The following is a 22,597-nucleotide window of genomic DNA, read 5'->3' on the forward strand; positions in this document are numbered from 1 at the left end:
CACCAGAAGGGTAGATTGGGCCATGACCAACTCCCCGCAACCGGAGGCGAGTTCATGGCCACCACCAGTCCCCCGAGCCGTCCGCGCCGCAAGCGGGTCACCAGGAGCCCCGAGGACCGCCGCGCGGCGCTGCTGAGCGGCGCCGCCGAGGTGTTCCGCGAGAAGGGCTTCGCGGACTCCACCGTCGCCGAGCTCGCCGAGGCGGGCGAGGTCGCGAAGGGCACGTTCTACCTGTACTTCGACTCCAAGGACCATCTGCTCGGCGCGATGTGGGAGGAGTACGTCGACCGGTTCCTGGTGACCACCCGGGCGCTCCTCGACGAGGGCGGGGCCTGGTGGCCGACGCTCGACCGGCTGGTGCGGGCGCTGGTGGCGCACGCCGTCGAGAACGCAGAGCTGCACCGCATCGTCTACCGCTCGGCGAACGCCAAGTCCCTCGATCTGTGCCGGAGTTCGAACCAGCGGGTCATCGACCTGATGGCGGAGTTCATCGGCCGGGGCGCGCTCGCGGGCGCCTTCCGGGCCGGGGACGTCGGGCTCGCCTGCCGCATGCTGTTCCACGGCGCGCACGGTCTGCTGGACGACCTGATCAGCAGCGCGGAGCCCATCGACGTCGAGGCGGTCACGGCCGCAGTCCTCGAACTGGCCCACCGCGGCCTGGGCGCGCCCGAGCCGACCGCCTGAGACCACCCGGCCCACGGTCTCAGTGCCGTCTCAGCGAAATCTCAGCCCACGCCCGCAGGATCGGAACGTACGCGGAAAGAGGCGTACGGGGAGAGGTACCCGAAGCGGCCCAACGGGGTTCCGGTGCTTTCCGGTCCGGGTGTGAAAGCCCTCGCAGGTTCGAATCCTGCCCTCTCCGCCACAGCCCAGGAGCCGCCTGTCGCGACGAGGTGCCCGCCGATGACTCCATCTCTCATGTCCGTTCTGGTAGTGGCCAACCCGGCCGCGGGAACGTACACACCGGAGATGTCGGAGGCAGTCGTCCGGCGGATCGCGGGGGTCGGCGCGGCAGTCGAGCTGGCTGTGACCGAGCGGCCGGGCCATGCCCACAAGCTCGCCTTTGCGGTGGGCGAGCGGGGCGGCCCGGCCCTCGTGGTGTCCATCGGAGGCGACGGCACCGCCCATGACGTCATGACCGGCCTGTACGAGGGCGCACCGGCGGAGCGGCGCGTGCCGCTCCTCGTGCTGCCCTTCGGCACGGGGAATTCCTTCTACCGCGAGATCTGGTCCGACCGGCCCTGGCAGGAGGCCCTGGAGAGCGCGCTCTCGCGGCCGCGCGTGCGCCGGGTCGACCTGGCCCGCGTCGCCGAGACGGACGGCCTGGCGCTGCTCGGCGCCTCGTCCGGCCTCGCCGCCCAGACGCTGGTCACCGCGCGCTCCGTCGCCGACACGGGCCGGGCCCGCTACGAGGAGGCCCTGGCCCGCACCGTCGAGGCGTTCCGCCCTTACCCTGGCCGGGTCACCGTCGACGGCGAGGTCGTCCACGCGGGCCCGACGGTCTCGGTCGGCGTGGGGGGCGGCCGCCATCGCGGCGGCCGGTTCATGCTGCTTCCGCGGTCCGTCATGGACGACGGACTGCTCGACGTCTGCGTCGCGGGCACGGCTCTGCCTCTCCCCGAGCTCCTGCGGCTGTGCCGCGACGGCAGCCATGTGGGCGGCCCCGGAGTCGTGTACGCGCGGGGCCGTCGCGTGGTGGTGGAGCGCACCGACGGGGAGCCACTCGTCTTCGAGTACGACGGCGATCTGCTCCCGGGCGCTGCCGCCCGCTACACCCTGGACGTGGACCCGCACGCCCTCCCAGTACTCGCCCCGTGACGGGCCCGAGCCGCGCACGGCGTTCCGGACTTCTTCCGGCCCAAAAACCCGGAACGCCGGAGGTCAGGGGTGTTCGGTGGGGTGATCGCCGGTTCAGCGACCGATCTCGAATGCGGGCGGTTCAAGGCTGTTCAGGCATGCGGTCCTCGGTGCGGCCGGAGTGTCGAAGAAGGACACGGCCATCTCCTGAGCGCACTTCGAGGTGGCGAACACCACGTGCGGCTCGTAGGGGACCGTGACGACCTTGGCCTTGCTCAGCGTACGGGCGACGTACGGTCCGTTGTCCGCTCCGGTCTGGGAGTCGAAGCCGCCCGACAGAGCGAGCGTGGGGATGTCGCTGCGCGTGGCGTCCCGGATCGAGGGGGCGGCGGCGGGGACGTTCCAGGTGTCGCAGTCCGGGCGGAGGAAGGTGAGTTGCGGCGCCTGGGCCTGGACCGGGCGGGGAAACGTCGGAAAGGCTTTCCGGCCGCCTTCGAGCGCCTGGGCCTGGCTTTCGTACGGTGTCCACTCGCTGCAGAAGACGCCGTAGACGAGACCGTGGGCGACCTTGCCGATCGCCGCCGGGCTGAGCTTGCCGCCCGCGTACTGCCGGGCGATCCGCTGGGGCTTGCCGTGGGCCAGCTCGTCGAGGGCGGCGGGTACTTGGGGGGCCACATGGGTGGCGGAGGTCAACCAGTTCACCAGGGCTCCGCCGTCCAGCACGACCTTCACCGGCTTGCCGCCGCCGGGCAGCGTGACGGTGGTGGTGACCGGCTTGGCTTCGAGGTCGCGCACGAGCTTGTCGAAGGTGGCCGACAGGTTGGGATAGCGCTTGTTGCACGCGGGCTGGTCGGCGCAGGCGTTGAACAGGCCGTCGATGCCCTGCCGGAAGCTGTTCCAGGTCATGACCGAACCGGCCTTGGACGGCGGCAGTATGCCGTCGAGGCCCACCGAGCGGAGCCCGTCGGGGTGCAGGCGCATAGCGACCAGGGCCAGGTGGGTGCCGTAGGAAATGCCGTACAGGTTCCACTGCTTGATGCCGAGCACGGTACGCAGGTCGTTGTAGTCGGCGGCGCTCTCCGTGTCGTTGTAGGCGCTGAGGTCGATGCCGCGGGCCGCCAGCTTGTCGCGGCAGGCCCTCGTGGCCTCGACGTGCAGGCGTTCGGTGGACGGAGCGTCGGAGACGAGACCGACGGCACGTGCGTTGAACTCGTCGATGTTGGGACACAGGACGTTCGGCTCGGCCGAGTACGTACCGCGCTGCGACATGAAGATCACGTCGCGGTCGCGGTTCAGGCCGCCGTCGATCGCCATTTTCGCCTCACCGACCGCGTCGTCCCCGGGTCCGCCCGCGAGCCACACGATGGGGTCGGGTTTCGGCGTGGCGGACGCGGCGGCCACGATCGCGACACCGAGCCTGATCGTCCTGCCGGTCGGTTTGGCGCGGTTCTCGGGCACGGTGAGGGTTCCGCAGCGGGCGCCCTTGAGCGCCTCGATCGGTTCCGGCGTCCTGGGGCAGGCGCCCGGTTCGTAGCGGGCGTCGCCCACCGTCCGGGCGGCCGTGCCGATCGGCGCCCCGGGACTGGCGCCGGCGGGGGTGCGGGACTGTGCCTGCACCGGTGCCGCGAGCAGTCCGGTGACGAGGAGACCGGCCGCCATGCCGGCCGACGCGGCCTGGAGTCGACGTACGGTGCGGCGACGACGAGGTGCTCGCTGGCGGGCCATCTGGACCTCCCGGTTACTTCGGGACAATCGTGAACGGTTCGGGTGCGAGTCCGGCCACGCAAGAGGTGTCGGGAGCGGTCGGGCGAGCGAGGAACGACGCCAGCACGCGTTGCGCGCAGGGCGACTGCGGGACCACCCAGTGGCCGATCCCGGGTACCAGGACGGCGGTCGAACGGGACAGGCCGGCTGCCACGCCCTTGGCCCAGCTCGCCCCGGTCTTGGCGTCGAACGTGCCGGAGACGACGAGCGCCGGCACGGAGCTGACCGTGGCCACCCGCTGGATCTTCGCCCGGTCCGGAACGTTCCAGAGACCGCACACCGGGTACTGGAAGGGCAGCTGCGGCACTTGGGCCAGGACCGTGTCCGGCCATCCGGGGAAGGCCTTGCGCCCCGCCTTCAGCACGTCGGATTCCGAATGGCCCGGGGCCCACTCCCCGCACGCGATCGAGTTGGTCAGGCCGTGCGCGAATTGGCCGGTCTTCTGGACCGAGCCGGCCGCCCGGGCCTGCGCGAAGCGCTCCGGGTTGCCCCGGCTGAGCTCGTCGAGCGCCGCCGGGATGTCCTTGGGCCGTGGGGTGAAGGCAACGATCAGGTTCAGCAGGGCGCCCCCGTCGAGGACGGTCTTGACCTGCTTGCCCCCGCTCCGCGGCGTGACGTTCAGCGTCAGGGGGTGGGCTTCCAGCTTGTGCACCTGCTCCGTCAGCAGGCCGGGGAGGTCGGGGTACCGGTCCTTGCAGGCGGGCTGCGCCGCGCACGCGTCGAAGATGTTGTGGATTCCCTCCGCGGCGCTGCCCCATCCCCACGGCAGGGTCAGGAACCGGGGAGGCGCGATCGAGTCGATCGCCACGGCGCGGATTCCCTCGGGGTGAAGGCGCAGGTAGGTGAGGGCCAGATCGCTGCCGTAGGAGTATCCGTACACATTCCACTCGGGGATGTGCAGAGCCGTGCGCAGGTCGGCGAAGTCCGCCGCGTTCTCGGTGGAGTTGTACGCGCCGAGGTCGACACCGTCAGCGGTCAGGCGGGCCCGGCAGTCCTGCACCGCCTTCAGCATGAGCTGCTGCGCCTGCTGCGAGTCATAGCCCAGTCCCACGGCCCGGGCGTTGAACCGGTCGACCTCCGGGCAGGCGAGGTTCGGCTGATCGTAGAGGTTGCCGCGCTGGGCCATGACGATCAGCTCGCGGTCCTTGTTCAGGCCGGAGCCGACGAGGAAGGGAATGTCGTCGAACGTGTCGGCACCGGGACCGCCCGCCATGAACACCACCGGGTCCGCGGCCGGCGTCCCCGCGGCGGTCGGGATTCTCGCCACGGCCAGCTTGATGGTCCGGCTTCCGCGGAGGGAGCGGTTCTCGGAGACCTCCAGGAAACCGCACCGGGCCCTGTTGAGCTCTTGGACGGGCTCCGGTGGCTTCGGACAGGTGCCCGGCACGAACCGGGGGGCTGTCGGGCCGGACTCGGGAGCCTGGGCTGATGCCGATGCGGCGCTGCCCGGTGCGGGGCCGCATACGGCCAGGCCTGCCAGGGCTGCCGCCGCAGTCACCGCTCGGATGCTGTGCTTTGGCATGTGATCTCGTTCCTCTGCCGACATCGCCGACGGCCGCCGACGGGGCCCGGCCGCAACGCGTTTGAGGCGGAACGCTCGCTTTCGACGCTACCGGGTGACGCGTTCGGGTGCACGCGCTGCGGTCACGACGCGTAACCCCCGGCCGTCCGACACGATGGGGCGCGCGCCGGTTCACCCTTCCCACCTCGCCGGAGTCACCATGGCCGCACCGTCGGACCCGCCTCGCCCTCGCAGCGCCGGGGGGTCGATCCTGCGGGTCCTGCTGTCCATCGCGGTCCTGATCGTGGTGGCGGTCGCCATGGGCTCGTGGGTGCAGTTCACCGAGCGGCAGGCCGTCGACACGGTCCACACCTCCGGATCCTCGGCCGCCGACCGGGTCGACGTGGAGGCTGTCGTCCAGCGCGTCGATGCCACGGCCAGGGAGCTGGAACTCCACGTCCAGGTCGTCCCGCGCGGAACCCTCGGCGAGGCGGAGGGATCCGCCCCTGTGGCCGGGCTCAGCCTCCAGACCTCCGGGGCTACGCTCGGTAACCTGGCGTTCAGGGCGCACGAGCGGATCGAGACCAGGGACGTGTCCGTCACGTTCAAAGGCGGGTCGATCAGCGACTACCCGTTCGACACCTACGAGACCGGCATCGGGTTCCGGGCTCAGCTGGGTGGCAGGCAGGTGCCGGTGCGCCTGCTGTTCTCCAACAACGACACGCTCTTCTCGGTCTCCGCCGAACCCGTGGCCTCCCGGCAGGAGGCCGCCGCGGGGCTGCGGCTGGCCCGATCGGGCAGCCTCCTCGTCTTCGCGGTCTTCATGATGGTCGTCATGTGGGCACTGGCGTCGTCCGTGCTCCTCGGGACGTGGTACCTGACGACCCGCGCCAAGAGCCTGGTCTGGCCCGCCCTCGCCTGGATGGCAGCCACCCTGTTCGCCCTCTCGGCGTTCCGCAACTCGGCCCCCGGCACACCCCCGATCGGCTGCGTGCTGGACTGGTTCGCCTTCCTGTGGGCCGAGACCATCATCGCCCTCTGCCTGGTCACCGCGGTCATCACCAGCATCCGCAGCGCCCTCCAGGCGGACGGCGCCCAGCCCGCCACGTGAGGCGGTGCGCACTCCGGTCAATGAGGTACCCGTAGATTTCGGCGGTGGTCGACAGGGTGGAGTGGCACCTGCTGGACGTGCGACCGGGATGCGACCACCCTGGCTCCGGATACGCGAAAGGCCGCCCTCCCACGAGTGAGAGAACGGCCTCCGACCTGCTAAAAGCATGGTCGGGACGACAGGATTTGAACCTGCGACCCCTTGACCCCCAGTCAAGTGCGCTACCAAGCTGCGCCACGTCCCGATGCCCGTCTGACCTGGGGTTTCCCCCGGTCGTTCGTGCATGAGAACAATACCGCACTTCCCCGGGTGGTCACGAACCCCTTTCCCCGGATGCCGCACGGCGGCCCTGAGCGGCGCCCGTCAGCCACCGGGCGCCGGATGCGCGTCCTGGATCTTGCGCGGGGCGACCTGGCGCCAGGAGTCGGCCAGGATCGCGGACAGCTCCCGCGCGCCGTCGAGGGCCGCGAGCCGCACCCTCAGCCGGCCGAAATGGCCGTCGTGCCCCTCACGCGGGAAGAACTTGCCGGGCTCGGCGGCGATCAGCCCGGCCCTCCTTCGGACATCTGACGCCCATCGAGGTGTCGTCGCCGAGCGGGGCGAAGATCTCCCCCCGACGCGGAAGGCGGGCATGCCCCAGGCGAGCTCCTCCGTCGCCTCGGAGAGCGCGATGCGACGTACGTCGTCGGCGGTGGCCATGGGACGACCGTACGCCGCACCACTGACAGCGGCCCCGCGCAGCCGCTCGGCGCTCCGGCTCGGCCTGCCGCCTCAGTCGGCCTCGGGCCGCTGCCCCCGCTCGAAGTAGGCCACGAGCCCGGGGTCCAGCCGCGGCACCTCGTGCGGGGTGCCGCCGGCCCGCAGCGAAGCCGTGGCCTGGTAGCCCGCGGCGACCGCCATCCGGGCGGCGACCGGCGAGGTGTCGGTGACGCCCCCGTCACGCACGAAGCGCAGGAACTCGTCGATGATCAACGGGTCCGCGCCGGCGTGCCCCTGGTCGTCCTCGGGCTTGGGGATGTCGTACGTCTCGTCGGGCTCGGCGCGGTACTCGGAGCGCCGGGAGTTCCAGACCTTCACCTGGCCGCCCGGGCCGTCGCCGAAGTTCTCCAGGCGGCCCGCGTCTCCGATGACCGTGTAGTTGCGCCAGTAGTCGGGGGTGAAATGACACTGCTGGTAGGAGGCGAGGACACCGTTGTCGAGGCGCATGTTGAGCAGCGAGACGTCCTCGATGTCGATGACCGGGTTGAGCGCACGCTGGGTGTGCGGCGGCCAGTGGCCGTCCTCGGTGTACCAGTCCTCGGTCTTGGGCTCGCCGGGAGCCCGGCGGTGCGGGTTGTCGCCGTACACCATCAGATCGCCCATGGCCTGGACGTCGCGCGTGTAGCCACCGGACAGCCAGTGCAGTACGTCGATGTCGTGCGCGGCCTTCTGCAGGAGGAGGCCGGTGGTGTACTGGCGCTCGGCGTGCCAGTCCTTGAAGTACCAGTCGCCGCCGTAGCCCACGAAGTGGCGCACCCACACCGTCTTCACGGTGCCGATGGCGCCGCGGCCGATGAGGTCGCGCATCATCCGGACGACGGGCATGTGGCGCATGTTGTGGCCCACGTACAGCCGGGTGCCGGTCCGGCGCGCGGTCTGGAGGATCTCGTCGCAGCGCTCGACCGTGATGTCCAGGGGCTTCTCGACGAAGGCCGGCTTCCCGGCGAGCAGGGCCGCGCAGGCGACGTCGGCGTGCGTGTGGTCAGGGGTGAGGACGAGCACGGCGTCGAGGTCGGGGGCCTCGATCACCTTGCGGTGGTCGGTCGTGACGAGCGCGCCGGGGAAGGCCGCGGCGGCCGCCTCGCGGGCCCGGGGGTCGGGGTCCGCGACGGCGGCGACCACGGCGCCGCGACCGGGCCGGTGTGCGGTGCGCGCGATGGTGCCGCGCATGCCGTATCCGATGACGCCGATACGGAGGTCGGTCATGTCAACTTCCTTCACGTCGGGCGGTGTTGTGGTGGGACGGGCGGGAGTGCCGCGGGACGGCCGGGCCGCGCCGGGGCGCGGGACGTACCGACCGGCGGGCACAATCTCGTCCAGGGGCACGCTGCGCATTGTTCTCGATGCCGGTGCCCACGGCAGGTACATCCCGGCAGCCACCCGCCGGCGTCGGCCGGGCGGGCGCCCGTACGGCCCACGGGGTGGCCGGAATCCTCACCACTTCCCCACACCTCAGGGACCGCGAGCGCCCGTACGGCAGCGTGGGCCGCTCGGTCAACCCCCGTTTCGCGTCGGCGACCGGTGTCCGGATGCGGACGCCCACTGGCCTGACCGTGCCGGTGCCGCACGACGCCGACCAGGGCGGCCTCCGATTCCGTATCGGATGCTCCGACACGCACCCCGGACCACTTCCGCGCACGGTGCGCGCCGGACCGCACCCCAACGCGCCGCCCCCGAGCGCAACCGCAAGCGTGACGGAGAGGTATCGGTGCCTCTTTCAGAACCGATCAACTCTCGTTCAAGGAAAGGGGGTTACGGATCAAGACAGTCAGCCGGAGATGCCCTCGCGAATTCCTGCCGGGCGGTCGGCGTGAAGCGCCGCGCGGCAAGGCGAGATCGCCGCCCCTCTTCGCTGCCGCCGGTCCGAGATCCGCCATGTCGCACGTCCCACAGGAGACAGGCAGGTCAGCGCTGCGATGGGGCGAATCGCCCAGCCTTCCCGACGGGTCGCGCGACCCGGCCACCGCGGGCACAACTCCCGTACACGGACGACCTGTTCGCCACCCGACGCCACCCCGGCGAAGCGACGGCGCAGGCCGGTGCGGCACTGCGGGCCTCCTTCATTCACCCACATGCATCAAGGGAAGGTCGCTTTCGTCGATGTCGAAGCCGAATCGGTTCTGCACGTGTCCCCGGATGTCACGACCGTGCCCATCCGATTCCGCTTCCTGGCCCTCAGTGCCACATGCCCACGAAACCTTTGCCGTTGGCATGTGGCAGAAAGTTGTGTGAAGGGGATGCAATCGACTGGGACCGAACGGGCCGGCCCGCACACAACACATCGCCATTCAAACGTCAACACGCCTGATTCTGGCCAAAGTTGACGGCGAATGTTGTACGAACCGAAGGTGATCCACAGCATTGAGGAGGTCGGCCTCTTCGGGACGGGACCACTGCCGATGCACCACCTGCCGGGCCTTCGCCTGGCGGGCGTTTCGCGGAGGAGGGCTCGCGGATGGACGGATACTTCAACAGCCGACTGCACCAACAACTCAGGGAAGACGTACGGCACTTCGCGGAACGCGAGGTCCGGCCGCGGATCGCCGAGATGGAGACGGCCCGCACCGTCCAGCACGAGCTGTCGCGGCTCATCGCCCGGCAGGGCTGGATAGGAGCCACCGTGAGCCCCGCGTACGGCGGTATGGGGGTGGGGCACCTCGGCAAGACCATCATCATCGAGGAGCTGTCCCGGGTGAGCGGCGCGATGGGCGCCATGGTGCAGGCCTCCCAGCTCGGCGTCGCCAAGATCGTGCACTTCGGCAGCGAGGAGCAGAAGAAGTGCTGGCTCCCGGCCGTTTCCTCGGGTGACTGCCTGCCGACGATCGCGGTCACCGAGCCGGAGTCGGGCGGTCACGTCCTGGGGATGGCGGCGAGCGCGGTCCGCGACGGCGACGACTATGTACTCAATGGCCGAAAAGTGTACGTCGGCAACAGCCACGTCGGCGATCTCCACGGAGTGATCCTGCGTACCGGACCGGGTTCGAAGGGGTTATCGGCCTTCCTCGTGGAGTCGGACCGGCCGGGATTCTCGCTCGGCGAGCACCGCGAGGCGATGGGCCTGCACGGTTTCAGCTTCGGCGAGGTCCACTTCCACAACTGCCGGGTCCCCGCGGCCAATCGGCTCGGCGATGAGGGCGACGGGCTCGCCGTCGCGTACTCCTCCAGCGTGCTCTACGGGCGAGCCAATCTCACCGCCGTGTCGCTCGGCATCCACCAGGCGATCCTCGACGAAACCACCCGGTTCTGCACGGAGCGGATTCGCTACGGCCGGCCGCTGTATGAACTCCCCAACATCAAAATCAAGTTGGGGCAGTTGAAGTCCCGCCTGATGACGGCCCGGCTCGTCGCCTACCACGCGGTCCATCTGCTCGACCAGGGGCTGCCGTGCGACGCGGAGCTCATGAACGCGAAGGTCGTCAACGTCGAGTCGACGCTGGACTCCGCGCGCAACGCCATGGAGATCCACGCGGCGGCCGGCCTGTTCACCGACCGCCCCATCGAGCGCTATCTGCGCGACGCCCACCACATCTTCGCCCCGGCCGGCACCTCGGACGTCCAGCTGCTGAGGCTGGCCGAGGTGGCCCTGGGCACGGCGAAGGGCCAGTGGTCGCAGCGGCTCTCCGAGCTGGTGCGCATGGAGGAGCTGGCCGCGGCCCACTGACCGTACGTGCACCGCGAGGGCGGCTCAGATACGGCCGTCCTCGCGCCGGTGGATCTGCTCGACGAGTTCCGCCGCCATGGACTTGATGGTCTCCAGGCCGGCTCGGCCCCAGGGCCGCGGCTCGGTGTCCACCACGCAGATCGTGCCGAGCGCGATGCCCGTACGGTCGATGAGCGGCGCCCCGAGGTAGGAGCGGATGCCGATCTCGTCCACCACCGGGTTGCCCGCGAAGCGCGGGTAGTCGCACACGTCCTCCAGGACCAGCGCCTTGCGCCGGACGACCACGTGCGGGCAGTACCCGTGGTCGCGGGCCATGATCCGGCTGACCCCGCCTGACGCGGCGGCCAGGTCCGAGCCGGTGTGCGCACCGTTCGGGGTGTGCAGACCGGCGAAGAACTGCTGGTTCTCGTCGATGAAGTTGACCATCGAGAAGGGCGCCTCGGTCACCTCGGCGAGCTTGCGCGCGAACTCGTCGAAGGCCGGGTCGGGCCACTCCCCCATGCCCAGCTGCCGCAGCCGCTGGACGCGGACCGGCGCCTCCCGGTCGACGGGGGTGAGCAGGAGGTGTCCGGTCGGATCGTACGTCATGTCAAGCTCCATGGCTGGTGGCTGCCGGGATGGTGGCGAGCAGATGCTGGACCAGGGTGACCAGCGTCCGGATGCCGGAGCTGCCGATGCGGGCGTCGCACAGCACGACGGGGACCTCGGGCTTGAGGTCTATGGCGGCCCGCACCTCCTCCGGCTCGTAGCGGTACGAACCGTCGAACTCGTTGACGGCGACGAGGAATCCGATGCCCCGCCGCTCGAAGAAGTCGACGGCGGAGAAGCATTCGTCGAGCCGCCGGGTGTCGGCGATGATCACCGCCCCCAGGGCTCCTTCGGACAGCTCGTCCCACATGAACCAGAAGCGCTCCTGCCCCGGTGTGCCGAACAGGTACAGCACGTGGTGGTCGTCCAGGGTGATGCGCCCGAAGTCCATGGCGACCGTGGTGGTGGTCTTGGACTCGACTCCTTCGAGGCTGTCGTGGGGCACGCTGACCGTGGTGAGGAGCTCCTCGGTGGAGAGCGGTTCGATCTCGCTGACCGCGCCGACGAAGGTCGTCTTGCCGACCCCGAACCCGCCCGCGACGAGGATCTTCAGCGCGGTCGGGAACTGGTCGACGGCGTCCCCGTCGGCCAGGGCGTCAAAGCCGTCGTCGTAGGCCATCGAGCACTGCCTCCAGCAGAGATCGGTCGGTGGGTGTGTGATGGAAGCGGGGGGCTCGCGCGGTCACCGCCCCGCAGTCCACCAGGTCGGAAAGGAGCACCTTGGTGACGACGGCCGGCAGCCGTAAGTGCGCCGAGATCTCCGCCACCGAGGTGGGCCCCTTGCACAGGCCGAGGGCCTGCGAGTGCTCGGGGCCCAGGAGCGTCTGGGGGATCGTGCCGGTGGCCATCACCTGCGAGAGCAGGTCCAGGGTCGCGGTCGGCCGGGTGCGGCCGTTGCTCACCGTGTAGGGGCGGATCAGCCGCCCGGCCGCGTCGTCGAGCCACGGCCCGTCCTGAGGGGCCGCCACGGTCAATTCCTCAGGCCGCTCGGGGTCCCGGCGCCTTGCCTGGCCGGCGTCACGAGGTAGGGCCGTACGCTCTTGACGAGCATGGCCATCTCGTAGCCGAGGACCGCGGCGTCGGCCTCCCGGCCGGCGAGCACGGCGAGACAGGTGCCCGATCCGGCCGTGGACACGAACAGCAGGGTGGAGTCGAGCTCCACCACGACCTGCCTGACCTCGCCCCCGTCGCCGAAGCGGGCCCCCGCGCTCCGGCCGAGCGAGTACAGGCCGGAAGCGAGGGCCGCCATGTGGTCGGCGCTGTCGGTGTCCAGGCCGTGAACGGATTTGACCAGGCCGTCCGAGGAGAGCAGAACCGCATTGCGGGTGTAGGGCACCCGCTGGACCAGTCCGCTCAGCAGCCAGTCGAGGTCCGAGACGTGTCCGGTCGGCGCATCGCTCGCCATGGTGCATCTACTCCTTGGAGTGTTCGGCGTCAGTTTCCGACTGGAGCGCCTGGGGGGACTGGTGGGTCGGCTGTGCGGGGTGACTCTGCTGTGCCTCCGCGAGGCCGATGCCGCGCTGGAAGGCGGCCATCAACCCCGGGTCGTGCAGGGCGTGTTCATCGTCCTTGCGGGGTGCGGGTGCGTCCCGCAGCTGGGGTACGAGGTGTTCCTGGCTGCGGCGCCGGGGCAGATCGGGGCGGCCCATGGTGCCGCGCACGGCTCCGTTCTGGGCTCTCGGGGTGACGGGCACCCGGGTTTCGACGGGCTCGGGGGCCGCGCCGTGGTGGATGCCGGGGGGTGCGGCGGCCGGGTTGGGCCGCTCGTCGTGCGCCCCGCGCACGGGCAGCGGGCCGCTGCCGTGGCCGGCGGTGGTGGGCTCCGGCAGATGCCGGTGCGGCGGGGGCAGCTGGTCGATGGCGGGCCGGGCCTGATGTGCGGGCTCCGGCTGTACGGGAGCGATGGCGGGCGCGGGGACGGCCGGCGGCAGTGGCGCACTCACCTCGGCGGGCCGGGTCACCTGAGGGGGTGACGGCACGACGGGGATCCGGCCGGTGGTGTCCCGCTCCGGGGTCTGCGCCGCCTGCGGCTGGGGCCGCCCCTGCTGGTTGAGGCCCTCGGGCTCGGCACCCAACAGGCCCTGCGGCAGCACCAGTACGGCCTGGACTCCGCCGTAGATGTTGGTCTGGAGGCGGACGGCGATGCCGTGCCTGCGGGCCAGCGCGGAGACCACGAACAGACCGATGCGGCCGTCCTGGAGGAGGTGGGCGACGTTGACCTGGTCGGGGTCGGAGAGCAGCGCGTTCATCTTGTTCTGCTCGGTGACCGGCATGCCGAGGCCGCGGTCCTCGACCTCGACGGCCAGACCGGCCGTCACGAACTGGGCCCGCAGCAGGACTTGGGTGTGCGGGGCCGAGAACACCGTGGCGTTCTCGACGAGTTCGGCGAGGAGGTGGATGACGTCGGCGACGGCGTGGCCGCGCAGTGTCCCGTCGATCGGCGGCACCAGCTTGACCCGGGGGTACTGCTCGACCTCGGCGATCGAGGAGCGCAGGACCTCGGTCATGGTGACGGGGTGGGACCACTGGCGCCGCGAGATGGCACCGCCGAGCACGGCGAGGTTCTCGGCGTGGCGGCGGATACGGGTGGCCAGGTGGTCGACGTGGAAGAGGCCCTTGAGCAGCTCGGGGTCCTCGACCTCGTTCTCCAGCTCGTCCAGGAGCTGGATCTCGCGGTGCACGAGGGACTGGAGCCTGCGGGCGAGGTTGACGAAGACCTCGACCTTCTGTTCGTTGCCGACGCTGCTGGAGAGCTGGGAGGCCTGCACGACGGCGACCACGGCCGCGTCGTGCGAGCGGGTCAGCTCGTGGGCGAGCAGCTCGAACTCATCCGCCCCTGCGGGCAGTTGGGCTGGTGCGTGACGCGCCGGAGGTCCTTCGCCGCGGCGCAGCGCCTCGACGACCGTACGGAGGTCGGCCGCCGAGCGGGCGCTGCTCCGGCGCAGTGCGTTGGCGCGGCCGAGCACGGTCTTGGCCGCCCGGTCGGCGCCGATCCCGGCCGCGATCAGCGCGGCGATGGCGAGCACGGCGAGGCCCGCGAGCACGGCCCAGAGCCCCACGGTGGGGTGCCGGCCGGTGGAGTGCAGGGTGAAGGCGACGGCGGCCGCGCCGCACAGCACCGCCACGGTGGCGGGCAGCACGGCGGCGCGCAGCAGCTGCGGGCGTATGCGGGACTCGGGTGACGGGCGCGGCCCGGGGGGCATCGGCGCCCGGCCCGCCGGGGCCGGATGCCCGGCGTCGGCGGTGGGCTGCTGCGGCCGGGTGGCGTTGCGGCCGTGCCGCCCGCCCTCGCGGCGGTCCGGCCGCGCGGCGGGTGCGCGGAGATGAGACATCGGTGTCCTCGGTGCGTGGGGTCCCATGGATCATTCTGGCAGGCCCAACTCGGCTGATGTAAGGCCCACTTTGATCGTCGACCACTCACCGTAGTCGTCAATACATCACCCTCGGTGCGCAGTTGGCAAAGTTCCACGCACAGCGTCCCGCTCTGGTATGACGCATCGTACGACAGACCGATAACGTGCGGGATCTTCAACTCCCTTCTGCGGAACGGCCGATGTCATTTGCCGCTCCCCCGGGTTCCGCTTCCCGGCATGGGTGGATGGACGGCCGGATGCCTCCGATGTGGGTTCGAAGGGCGGCCGCGGGAACGGCCGGGCGACGGTCACGCCACCGTCATCCGGCCACACTGCCCGGCCACAGCACATCACGTGCGTGAGTCATCGCGACGAACAGCGGGCTGCGGACCGGCTCATCGCGCTCCCGTGCCGTTTCGGCCACGTCCGCCGCACCGGTGTTGCCACCGGGCAGGAAGGTGTCGTACTGCGGCGGATACGCGACGCCCGCCGCCTGACCGCGGCCCCCCTCGTACACGGAGCGGCGCTCTTCACACCGTGTGCGACTCCCGCGGCAGGGGGCATCGACACCATGTGCGCGCCCGGGTCATGTGCGGCCGGAAGGTTGCGCGTCACCGCTGCTTGGGGAACGCGGCTCGCACGTCGGATCCGTTGACCACGAAAGCCGTCGCGCCAATGGTGAGGGCGCACACGACCTGCATCGCGACGAACCACCCCGGCAGGCCCCCGATGATGTCGACGGCGACGATCGCGATCGGCACGACGACCGAGACGACTCGCACACGCACATAGGCCCATCGCTTTCCCTGTGCGGCGATGACGGTCAGCCAGTAGGTCACCGCGGCGCTCGCCAGCACTCCACCCGACCGGCCCCACATGAACGAGCTCACTGTGTGGCCGGTGAGTGCGCGGATGGCGACGGTGAGCAGGACCACCGAGCTCAGCGCACCATAGGCCGCGACGATCAACTTTGCCTTGCGAAACGTGAGTTGGTGGCGGGGGTGCGCGATGTGGGCGGCGGCGGATGTGGTGTGGGCGGTGGTTTCCATGGTCTTCGGCTTCCTTCGTGATGTCTGCGTTCGGCTTGGTCTCGACGTTAGGGAGCGCGTCGGTCCGCCGGTATGGGCCTGGGCGCCGGGGAGGGTGGGTCCAGCCCCACTCCTGGGCCGACCTGGGGCGTTGCGGGCTGCGGGCGGTGCAGAGTGGGGGTCACGAAGCCATGCCCGACTGATGGGTGCGGTACGGGAACTGCCCGTGTCGCGGTCGGGGTTGTGAGGGAGAACGATGGTCATGCGTCAGCTGGGGGCGTGGGTCGCGGATGTCTGTGTGGGTTTCTGGCGCGCCTGCCTAGTGGTGGCGGCCACCATGGTGATCCCGGCTGTGTGGGCTGGCGCCATGGCGCTGGGGATCTGGTGGGGAGCGGCGAACCCCTGGTCGTGGGTCGCTCCGGTCGTGCTGGTGTGTGGAGGCACGCTCGGCCTGTCCCGCCCGGTGTGCCGGCTGGTCCGCCGTCTCGTCGCGCGGTGGACCGGCACGGTCATCCCCTCCGGATACCGGCAGCCCGGGCCGGTGACACGGCTGTCCACCGGGTACTGGTGGAACGGCTTCAGCTACGAGCGGAGCAGCCGCGATGCCGTCATGGACCAGAAGATGCGGCTGCGGTGGAGCGACCCGGCCAACTGGCGCGACCTCCGGTTCACGGCGATCGTGGCGGTCGGCGCGGGCGTGGCGGCGGCCGTACCCCTGGCCGGGGTGGCCGCGGCGGCCCTCGGGTTCAGCGGGTCGGGGCTCGCCCCGCGCCTCGTCGGGGTGCTCGGTGTGGTCGTCGCCGTCGCTGCCGCCCCGTACGCCTGGCGGCCCCTCAAGCCCGTGGCCGTACGGTTCCTGCGGGCCTCGGCGGCGATGGCCCTGGCCGACCGGGTGGACGAGCTGACCGCTCAGCGGGCGGACACCACGGTCGCGCAGGCCGCCGAGATCCGGCGGATCGAGCGGGACCTGCACGACGGGGCGCAGGCGCGTCTGGTCGCGCTCGGCCTGTCGCTGGCGACCGCCGAGAAGCTGATGGACACCGACCCCGACCGGGCAAGGGCGCTGATGCGCGAGGCCCGGGTCGGCGCCGCCACCTCCCTGACCGAGCTGCGCGAGCTGGTCCAGGGCATCAATCCGCCCGTCCTGAACGAGCGCGGGCTCATCGATGCCGTACGCGCCTTCGCCCTGGACAGCCCGCTGGAAGTGACGGTCGACGCCGACGTCGAGCTGCGTCTCGACCCGCCCATCGAGTCCGCCCTGTACTTCGGCATCGCCGAACTGGTGACCAACGCCGTCAAGCACGCCCGGGCGAGCCGGGGCAGGATCACCATCGCCGTGGACGGCACCGACATCGTGGTGGAGGTCGAGGACGACGGCCGGGGCGGGGCCGACGTACGCACCGACGGCGGACTCGCGGGGCTGCGCCGCCGCCTCACGGTCTTCGACGGCACCCTGGAGATCACCAGCCCGGAGGGCGGTCCGACGCGGGTGAGGATGATGGTGCCATGCGAATCGTTGTAGCCGAAGACCTCTATCTGCTGCGGGACGGGATGGTCCGTCTCATCGAGGCGTACGGACATGAGGTGGTGGCGACGGCCGCCACCGGTCCCGAGACGCTCGACGCGCTCCTGGAGTGGCGGCCGGACGTGGCCGTCGTCGATGTGCGCATGCCACCGGGTCAGTCGGACGAGGGGCTGCGCGCTGCGCTCGCCGCCCGCCGCGCAGTGCCCGCCCTGCCGGTCCTGATCCTCTCCCAGCATGTGGAACAGCTCTATGCCCGCGAGCTGTTGGCCGACGGTACCGGCGGCATCGGCTACTTCCTCAAGGAGAGCGTGTTCGACGCGGACCAGTTCATCGACGCGCTGGAACGCGTCGCCGCCGGCGGCACCGCGATGGACCCGGCCGTCATCGCCAAGCTGCTCTCCAGCGGCTCTTCGAACCGGCTGCTCGAAGGGCTCACCGAACGCGAGCACTCCGTCCTCGGCCTGATGGCCGAAGGCCTCTCCAATCAGGCCATCGGCCGGCGGCTCTTCCTCAGCGAGAGCGCGATCAGCAAGTACACGACGTCGATGTTCGGCAAGCTCGGCATCACGGACGACGACAGCAGCAATCGCCGCGTCCTCGCCGTTCTCACCTATCTCAACAACCCGTGACCTCAGCCGTCGGACCGTGACTCGCCTGGCAGTGTGGTCGTGGTGAGCGTTCCGGCGGGCTGTCCCGCGAGGGCTCCCTCTATGGAGTCTCGCCACACAGGTCCCGCGAGGGTGCCGCCGAAGGCCTGGCCGACGGTTTCGCCGCCGATGCTCTGGCCGTCGAGGTCCCGCGGGCTCCTGGTGTCGCTGACGACGGCAGCGCCGGCCAGTTCGGGCGTGTATCCGGCGAACCACACCTGCTTGCTCTCGTCGGTGGTGCCGGTCTTGCCCGCGCTGTCGCGATCGGTGAGCCCGGCGGGCTTGCCGGTGCCGTCCTGGACGACGCCCAGGAGCATGGTGGTGACGGTGTCGGCGGTCTCCGTGGACATCACCTGGTGGCAATTGGCCTGCGGCACCTGGACGTCGGCCCCGTCCGGCTTGGTCACCGAGGTGATGGCGACCGGGGTGCAGTACGTGCCGTGGTTGGCGAAGGTGGCGTACACGTTGGCCATTTCCAGCGGGGTCAGGTCGTTGCTGCCCAGGGTGAGCGAGGGGACCACCTGCAGCTTGGTGCCGCCGGCCTGCTGCGTGATGCCGAGCGCGTTGGCCATCTTCGACACGTCGCACAGCCCGGTGTCGGCCTCCAGCTGGGCGAAGTAGGTGTTGACGGACTGCGCCATGGCGTCCGGCATGGCGAACGGTCCGGTCAGGGACGGGCTGTCGTTGTGGACCTCGCCGTTCTCCGGGTAGGTGTTGCCCGAGCAGTCGGACATGGCGGGCCACGGCATGGAGTACGGCGCCGGGTACGACTGGTCCGGGGTCGTGCCCTTCTCCAGGGCGGCGGCCGCCACGATCGGCTTGAACGTGGAGCCGGTCGGGAAGCCAAGCCCGCCCCCCATGTCCGTACCGACGTTGAGGTTGATCTCCGTCTGGTTCGCGCCGAGGCCGTAGTCGCGGCTCTGCCCCATCGCGACGATCTTGCCGGTGCCGGGCTGGACGAGGCTCATCACGGCGGCCGCGTCGTCGGTGGTGTACGCGTGCGAGGTGACCGACTGCTGCAGGGCCTTCTGCGCCTTGGGTGCCAGCGTCGTATGAATCTGCAGACCGCCCCTGCTCCACAGGGCCTGCCGGTCGGTGGCCGTCTTGCCGAACGCCGGATCGGTGACCACCACGTGGTGTACGTAGTCGCAGAAGAAGCCCTCGCCCTGCTGGGCGGTGATGCAGCCCTGGCGCGGCTTGCTGATCTGGAGCTTGATCGGGGTACTGATCGCCTGCTGGGCCTGGGCGGCGGTGATCGAACCGTACTGGGCCATCTTGGTCAGGACGGTGTCGCGGCGCTGCTTGGCCAGGCGGGTGTTGGTGACCGGGTCGTACATGGACGGCGACTGGACGATTCCGGCAAGCAGGGCGGCCTGGGGCAGCGAGAGGTCCTTGGCATGCACACTGAAGTAGCGCTCGGCGGCGGCCTCGACCCCGTACGCCTGCTCGCCGAAGAACGTGATGTTCAGGTAGTTGGTGAGGATCTGGTCCTTGGGCAGGGTCTGCTCCAGCTCGATCGCGTAGCGCAGCTCCTGGATCTTGCGGCCGAGGGTCTGGCGCTGGGCTTCGAGGACCGCCTTCTGGTCGCTGCCCGCCTGCTCGACGAATACGTTCTTCACATACTGCTGGGTGAGGGTGGAGCCGCCCTGGGCCACGGTGCCGCTGGCCGCGTTCTTGTTCAGGGCGCGCAGTACGCCCTGCAGGTCGACGGCTCCGTGCTGGTAGAACCGGTTGTCCTCGATGTCGACCAGCGCCTTGCGCATGACCGGGGCGATCTGGTCACCGGGTATGACGGTGCGGTCGCGGTCGTAGACGGTGGCGATGAGGCCGCCGTCGGCGTCGTAGATCTGGGACGCCTGGGACAGCGGAGGCGTCTTGAACACGTCGGGCAGACTGTTGAAGCTCTCCGCGGCGTTCTTCGCGCCGAGTCCCAGCAGGCCCACCGCGGGCAACGCGATCCCGGCGGCCATCGCGCCCGCCAGAACACTCACCCCTAGAAACCGAAGGGTGCGGGTGAGCAGGGAGCCGGGCGGGCGGGAGCGCGTGGTGGACATAGGGCGAAACATACGCAGCCGACCTATGAATCACGTCAAATAATCGTCTATGAACGGTAATTCCGGCCGCGTGGGACTGAGGCCGGCCTCAGCGGTGTTCCTCAGGGGCACGATCTGATCATTTCGGCGGGTGGCCGGGCGGCCCCGCCGGTTCTGGCGGGGACGTGAACAGGGAGACCCGGTTGTCGACCGGTACCGGGGAGCGCGGGACGGAACGCCGGGTGGGGTCGGGGCTGCCGATGTAGAGCCAGCCGATGAGCCGCTCGTGGGGTGCGAGCTCCAGCAGGCTCCGGGTGCCGGCGGAGTCGACGGAGGAGCCCGTACGCCACATGCTGCCGAAGCCCCTGTCGTGCAGGAGCAGCATCAACGAGTTGACCATCGCGCTGCTCGCGGCGAGCTGCTCCCAGTCCGGCACGCGATGGTTGCGCCGGGGCGCGAAGACCAGGGTCGCGAGGAGCGGGGCGCGCTGCGGTTTGCGGCCCTCGCGCCGGACGGCCTCCGCGTCGGTGGCGCCGGATGCGAAGGCCTCTCCCAGCGCCGTCCGGCTGTCACCGCGTACGAGGATCCACCGCCAGGGGCGGAGATGGCCGTGATCGGGAGCGGTGGCCGCCCAGCCGAGCAGTTCGGTGAACTCCTTGTCGCTGGGGGCGGGTTCGATCAGCCGGTGCGCACTGCGGCGGGTGCGGATGGCGGCCTCCAACTCCATCGGTGCATGCTCCTCTTCGTAGCCTCGAACCGTGTGGGGCCGCACCATGTGGGATCGACACATGGCGCGGCACAACATGTGCGGGCGCCCCATGGACCCCCGCACCATGTGCTGCCGCCTCATCCACACCGTGGCGGCAGCCAGAACGACCGGACGCCGCGTACTGCAGCGAGGCGGTCGCGGGCCATGCTGGTCGCGGCCGCGGCGGTGCTGATGTTCAGGTGCTTCGCCCGGATGAAGATCTCGACGAGCCGTTCGGGGATGAGCTCGGCGCGCTGCCGCACCCGGTTCATGTCGTGGCCGGCGGGATGCAGCTCGTCGACGACCTGGATCAGACCGAGCGCGTTGATCACGAAGTCCGGCGCGTAGAGGATGCCGCGGGCCGCGAGCCGTTCCGCGATCGTGGGCGCGGCGAGCTGGTTGTTGGCGCCGCCCGCGACGACGCGGCAGCGCAGCTTGTCCACGAGATCGGCGTCGATGACATTGCCGACCGCGTTCGGGCTGAGGACGTCCGTGTCCAGCAGGTAGAGCTTCTCGCGGCTGACGACCTCGGCCCCGCAGGCCTCGGCCACCCGCTCGGCCTTCTCCTGGTCGATGTCCGCCAGGGTCAGCCGTGCGCCGCCTTCGGCGAGGTGGGCCGCGAGCCGCCCGCCCACCTTCCCCACACCGTCGATGGCGATGTGGCGCCCCTCCACACTGTCGCTGCCGTCGAGGTGCTGCAGGCAGGCGCGAATGCCCAGATTCACTCCGTACGCCGTCATCGCGCCGGATTCGCCGGAGCCGCCCTCCTCGACGTCCAGGCCGCGGATCCACCGGGACTCCTTGCTCATGATCCGCAGGTCGGCGGTGGTGATGCCCATGTCGCAGGCCGCGATGAACCGTCCCGACAGACTCTCGACCGCCTGGCCGAAAGCGCGGAGCAGTGTTTCGGACTTCTCCACGCCCGGGCCGCCGAATATGACGGCCTTTCCTCCCCCGATGTCCAGTCCCGCGCAGGCCGCTTTGTATGTCATCGCGCGGGAGAGCCGTAACGCGTCACCGACCGCCTGGTCGTCATCGGCGTACGGAAGGAAACGCACCCCGCCGAGTGCGGGGCCCAGCAGAGTCGAATGGATGGCGATGACACAGCGGAGCCCGCCGGGCCCGGAGCTGAACAGAACCTGCTCGTGACCGTCCATTTCGTTGAACACGCTCATAACCCACCCCAGGATTGTGTCCGGTGACAGCCGGGCCGACGGCCCGCATGAAGGCGCGAACCGTCGGCCCGTCCGGCAGAGAATTATTCGGCCGGCTGCAATCCGGACGAGAGCAGCGCCGCGTCCAGGACGTCCCACAGCGCGCACAGCGATTCGAGGAAGTCCTCGACGCCCTGCTCTATCTGCTCACTGTTCGACGCGTCCATGACGGTGGAGACGGCACGGATCACATTCGCTTCGTGCTGCTGCTCGGCACCGGCGTCACCCCAGTGCTCCGCCATGTAATGCATTTCCGGCTCGTCGAGTTCCGTCTTGTAGTGACCGGAGTCGATCAGCGCGCGCTTCTCGCCGGGGATCAGGGACTGATTGGAGATGATCTCCAGCGCGAGCGCGGTGCCGAGGTTGCGGACGGTGGTCTCGGCATCGGTGGAGAACCGGCGCCGGAACACCCCGATCGCGGCCGTCGCCTGCGCCGTCAGACCGGTCTGGCGGTCGTAGCCGGGGAGGTTTGCGAGCAGCCGGTCCGAGGAGGTCTTCAGCCACGCCTCGACGCGCTCGGTGTCGTAGACGTCGTCGAAGACCTGGGAGCCGGTGCGGTTCACGATGTGGCCGGCCATGGTCGCGAGCTCGGGGCCGTGGCCGGACTCGCTGTCGACGATCTCTTCTATGAGGACGGCCTGCTCGTCCCAGCCGAGGCCGCGCAGCGCGGTCGGGAACTCGCCGCCGGGGCGGGTGGAGGCGCAGAACGACTGCACCTGGTGGAAGAGCGCGCCCGAGACTTCGGCGGACGGGGGCCCCGCGGCCCAGTGGTCGTAGAGCGGGTGCGCGAACACGCGGTGCGTCTTGATCCGGTCGATCAGCATGTCGGTCGTCGTCATCGATTCCTACTCCGGTGAGGTGGCTGGGG

Annotated in this window: 20 protein-coding genes, 2 tRNA genes and 1 pseudogene; 7 read left to right on the top strand and 16 right to left on the bottom strand. The window is 70.4% G+C overall.

Annotation, left to right across the window (positions count from 1 at the left end):
• Positions 1-54 precede the first annotated feature (54 nt).
• The 3 genes from ABD346_RS37610 (at position 55) to ABD346_RS37620 (ending at position 1,818) form a co-directional block, all read left to right on the top strand.
• On the top strand, positions 55-684 hold the full coding sequence (locus ABD346_RS37610; RefSeq protein WP_344380816.1) for a TetR/AcrR family transcriptional regulator: 630 nt from the start codon (positions 55-57) through the stop codon (positions 682-684).
• An 89-nt stretch (positions 685-773) separates the two neighbouring features.
• A tRNA-OTHER gene (locus ABD346_RS37615) sits at positions 774-865 on the top strand.
• Between the two features lie 53 nt (positions 866-918).
• A complete protein-coding gene (locus tag ABD346_RS37620) occupies positions 919-1,818 on the top strand; it encodes a diacylglycerol/lipid kinase family protein (protein ID WP_344380817.1) in 900 nt (299 codons plus the stop codon).
• Between the two features lie 93 nt (positions 1,819-1,911).
• Here the strand turns inward: ABD346_RS37620 and ABD346_RS37625 are convergent, their stop codons facing one another.
• Complete coding sequence (locus ABD346_RS37625) at positions 1,912-3,522, bottom strand: alpha/beta fold hydrolase (RefSeq protein WP_381226497.1); 1,611 nt, start codon at positions 3,520-3,522, stop codon at positions 1,912-1,914.
• 13 nt (positions 3,523-3,535) lie between these two features.
• Positions 3,536-4,828 carry an alpha/beta hydrolase gene (locus tag ABD346_RS37630; protein WP_344380818.1) on the bottom strand — a complete coding sequence of 431 codons (1,293 nt, stop codon included), beginning with the start codon at positions 4,826-4,828 and terminating at the stop codon, positions 3,536-3,538.
• A 454-nt stretch (positions 4,829-5,282) separates the two neighbouring features.
• On the opposite strand from ABD346_RS37630, the gene ABD346_RS37635 reads away from it, so the two are divergent.
• Positions 5,283-6,173 (top strand): DUF4436 family protein, encoded by an 891-nt coding sequence (locus tag ABD346_RS37635; RefSeq protein WP_344380819.1) that lies wholly within the window; start codon positions 5,283-5,285, stop codon positions 6,171-6,173.
• Between the two features lie 167 nt (positions 6,174-6,340).
• Here the strand turns inward: ABD346_RS37635 and ABD346_RS37640 are convergent.
• The 3 genes and pseudogenes from ABD346_RS37640 to ABD346_RS37650 form a co-directional block, all read right to left on the bottom strand.
• Positions 6,341-6,417, bottom strand: a tRNA-Pro gene (locus ABD346_RS37640).
• A 119-nt stretch (positions 6,418-6,536) separates the two neighbouring features.
• A pseudogene (locus ABD346_RS37645) lies at positions 6,537-6,872 on the bottom strand (MmcQ/YjbR family DNA-binding protein).
• A 72-nt stretch (positions 6,873-6,944) separates the two neighbouring features.
• Positions 6,945-8,138 (bottom strand): Gfo/Idh/MocA family protein, encoded by a 1,194-nt coding sequence (locus tag ABD346_RS37650; protein ID WP_344380820.1) that lies wholly within the window; start codon positions 8,136-8,138, stop codon positions 6,945-6,947.
• A 1,249-nt stretch (positions 8,139-9,387) separates the two neighbouring features.
• Between ABD346_RS37650 and ABD346_RS37655 the strand changes: the two genes are divergently transcribed.
• Positions 9,388-10,593 (top strand): acyl-CoA dehydrogenase family protein, encoded by a 1,206-nt coding sequence (locus tag ABD346_RS37655; RefSeq protein ID WP_344380821.1) that lies wholly within the window; start codon positions 9,388-9,390, stop codon positions 10,591-10,593.
• A 24-nt stretch (positions 10,594-10,617) separates the two neighbouring features.
• On the opposite strand, the gene ABD346_RS37660 is transcribed toward ABD346_RS37655, so the two are convergent.
• From ABD346_RS37660 to ABD346_RS37690, 7 genes are all read right to left on the bottom strand, one after another.
• The gene (locus ABD346_RS37660) at positions 10,618-11,181 is read right to left on the bottom strand and encodes a GAF domain-containing protein (RefSeq protein ID WP_053730981.1); all 564 of its coding nucleotides are present in this window, start codon (positions 11,179-11,181) and stop codon (positions 10,618-10,620) included.
• 1 nt (position 11,182) lies between these two features.
• Complete coding sequence (locus ABD346_RS37665; protein ID WP_344380822.1) at positions 11,183-11,800, bottom strand: GTP-binding protein; 618 nt, start codon at positions 11,798-11,800, stop codon at positions 11,183-11,185.
• A complete protein-coding gene (locus tag ABD346_RS37670) occupies positions 11,778-12,149 on the bottom strand; it encodes a DUF742 domain-containing protein (RefSeq protein WP_189966701.1) in 372 nt (123 codons plus the stop codon). The genes ABD346_RS37665 and ABD346_RS37670 overlap by 23 nt, the downstream gene beginning before the upstream one ends.
• 2 nt (positions 12,150-12,151) lie before the next feature.
• The gene (locus tag ABD346_RS37675) at positions 12,152-12,586 is read right to left on the bottom strand and encodes a roadblock/LC7 domain-containing protein (RefSeq protein ID WP_189966702.1); all 435 of its coding nucleotides are present in this window, start codon (positions 12,584-12,586) and stop codon (positions 12,152-12,154) included.
• Between the two features lie 7 nt (positions 12,587-12,593).
• Positions 12,594-14,513 carry an ATP-binding protein gene (locus ABD346_RS37680; RefSeq protein ID WP_344380823.1) on the bottom strand — a complete coding sequence of 640 codons (1,920 nt, stop codon included), beginning with the start codon at positions 14,511-14,513 and terminating at the stop codon, positions 12,594-12,596.
• 340 nt (positions 14,514-14,853) lie between these two features.
• Entirely contained in the window at positions 14,854-15,051 is a 198-nt protein-coding gene (locus ABD346_RS37685) for a hypothetical protein (RefSeq protein WP_344380824.1), read from the bottom strand.
• A 94-nt stretch (positions 15,052-15,145) separates the two neighbouring features.
• A complete protein-coding gene (locus ABD346_RS37690; RefSeq protein ID WP_344380825.1) occupies positions 15,146-15,583 on the bottom strand; it encodes a hypothetical protein in 438 nt (145 codons plus the stop codon).
• Positions 15,584-15,824: 241 nt separating this feature from the next.
• Here ABD346_RS37690 and ABD346_RS37695 point away from each other — a divergent pair, with 241 nt between their 5' ends.
• Both ABD346_RS37695 and ABD346_RS37700 read left to right on the top strand, forming a co-directional pair.
• Positions 15,825-17,084: a sensor histidine kinase gene (locus ABD346_RS37695; RefSeq protein WP_344380826.1), complete on the top strand. Its 1,260-nt coding sequence runs from the start codon at positions 15,825-15,827 to the stop codon at positions 17,082-17,084.
• Positions 17,069-17,716: a response regulator transcription factor gene (locus ABD346_RS37700; RefSeq protein WP_344380827.1), complete on the top strand. Its 648-nt coding sequence runs from the start codon at positions 17,069-17,071 to the stop codon at positions 17,714-17,716. The genes ABD346_RS37695 and ABD346_RS37700 overlap by 16 nt, the downstream gene beginning before the upstream one ends.
• Positions 17,717-17,718: 2 nt before the next feature.
• On the opposite strand, the gene ABD346_RS37705 is transcribed toward ABD346_RS37700, so the two are convergent.
• The 4 genes from ABD346_RS37705 to ABD346_RS37720 all read right to left on the bottom strand — a co-directional run bounded on the left by ABD346_RS37705 (position 17,719) and on the right by ABD346_RS37720 (position 22,568).
• Positions 17,719-19,788 (bottom strand): transglycosylase domain-containing protein, encoded by a 2,070-nt coding sequence (locus tag ABD346_RS37705; RefSeq protein ID WP_344380828.1) that lies wholly within the window; start codon positions 19,786-19,788, stop codon positions 17,719-17,721.
• Positions 19,789-19,906: 118 nt separating this feature from the next.
• Positions 19,907-20,494, bottom strand: a complete 588-nt coding sequence (locus ABD346_RS37710) for a nitroreductase family protein (protein WP_344380829.1) — start codon at positions 20,492-20,494, stop codon at positions 19,907-19,909.
• A 119-nt stretch (positions 20,495-20,613) separates the two neighbouring features.
• Complete coding sequence (locus ABD346_RS37715; RefSeq protein ID WP_344380830.1) at positions 20,614-21,690, bottom strand: Leu/Phe/Val dehydrogenase; 1,077 nt, start codon at positions 21,688-21,690, stop codon at positions 20,614-20,616.
• An 83-nt stretch (positions 21,691-21,773) separates the two neighbouring features.
• Positions 21,774-22,568, bottom strand: a complete 795-nt coding sequence (locus tag ABD346_RS37720) for a hypothetical protein (protein WP_344380831.1) — start codon at positions 22,566-22,568, stop codon at positions 21,774-21,776.
• Between the last annotated feature and the right edge of the window lie 29 nt (positions 22,569-22,597).

Origin of the sequence: Streptomyces mauvecolor (assembly GCF_039532965.1) — a bacterium.
GTDB lineage: Bacteria > Actinomycetota > Actinomycetes > Streptomycetales > Streptomycetaceae > Streptomyces > Streptomyces violascens.

What these genes read in the sequence shown, in the direction of transcription:
- ABD346_RS37680 (WP_344380823.1), bottom strand. Translation starts at nt 14,513, where the DNA reads ATGTCTCATCTCCGCGCACCCGCCGCGCGGCCGGACCGCCGCGAGGGC.
- ABD346_RS37695 (WP_344380826.1), top strand. Translation starts at nt 15,825, where the DNA reads ATGCGTCAGCTGGGGGCGTGGGTCGCGGATGTCTGTGTGGGTTTCTGG.
- ABD346_RS37720 (WP_344380831.1), bottom strand. Translation starts at nt 22,568, where the DNA reads ATGACGACGACCGACATGCTGATCGACCGGATCAAGACGCACCGCGTG.
- ABD346_RS37700 (WP_344380827.1), top strand. Translation starts at nt 17,069, where the DNA reads ATGCGAATCGTTGTAGCCGAAGACCTCTATCTGCTGCGGGACGGGATG.
- ABD346_RS37705 (WP_344380828.1), bottom strand. Translation starts at nt 19,788, where the DNA reads ATGTCCACCACGCGCTCCCGCCCGCCCGGCTCCCTGCTCACCCGCACC.
- ABD346_RS37660 (WP_053730981.1), bottom strand. Translation starts at nt 11,181, where the DNA reads ATGACGTACGATCCGACCGGACACCTCCTGCTCACCCCCGTCGACCGG.
- ABD346_RS37710 (WP_344380829.1), bottom strand. Translation starts at nt 20,494, where the DNA reads ATGGAGTTGGAGGCCGCCATCCGCACCCGCCGCAGTGCGCACCGGCTG.
- ABD346_RS37675 (WP_189966702.1), bottom strand. Translation starts at nt 12,586, where the DNA reads ATGGCGAGCGATGCGCCGACCGGACACGTCTCGGACCTCGACTGGCTG.
- ABD346_RS37690 (WP_344380825.1), bottom strand. Translation starts at nt 15,583, where the DNA reads ATGGAAACCACCGCCCACACCACATCCGCCGCCGCCCACATCGCGCAC.
- ABD346_RS37635 (WP_344380819.1), top strand. Translation starts at nt 5,283, where the DNA reads ATGGCCGCACCGTCGGACCCGCCTCGCCCTCGCAGCGCCGGGGGGTCG.
- ABD346_RS37665 (WP_344380822.1), bottom strand. Translation starts at nt 11,800, where the DNA reads ATGGCCTACGACGACGGCTTTGACGCCCTGGCCGACGGGGACGCCGTC.
- ABD346_RS37610 (WP_344380816.1), top strand. Translation starts at nt 55, where the DNA reads ATGGCCACCACCAGTCCCCCGAGCCGTCCGCGCCGCAAGCGGGTCACC.
- ABD346_RS37620 (WP_344380817.1), top strand. Translation starts at nt 919, where the DNA reads ATGTCCGTTCTGGTAGTGGCCAACCCGGCCGCGGGAACGTACACACCG.
- ABD346_RS37655 (WP_344380821.1), top strand. Translation starts at nt 9,388, where the DNA reads ATGGACGGATACTTCAACAGCCGACTGCACCAACAACTCAGGGAAGAC.
- ABD346_RS37715 (WP_344380830.1), bottom strand. Translation starts at nt 21,690, where the DNA reads ATGAGCGTGTTCAACGAAATGGACGGTCACGAGCAGGTTCTGTTCAGC.
- ABD346_RS37625 (WP_381226497.1), bottom strand. Translation starts at nt 3,522, where the DNA reads ATGGCCCGCCAGCGAGCACCTCGTCGTCGCCGCACCGTACGTCGACTC.
- ABD346_RS37650 (WP_344380820.1), bottom strand. Translation starts at nt 8,138, where the DNA reads ATGACCGACCTCCGTATCGGCGTCATCGGATACGGCATGCGCGGCACC.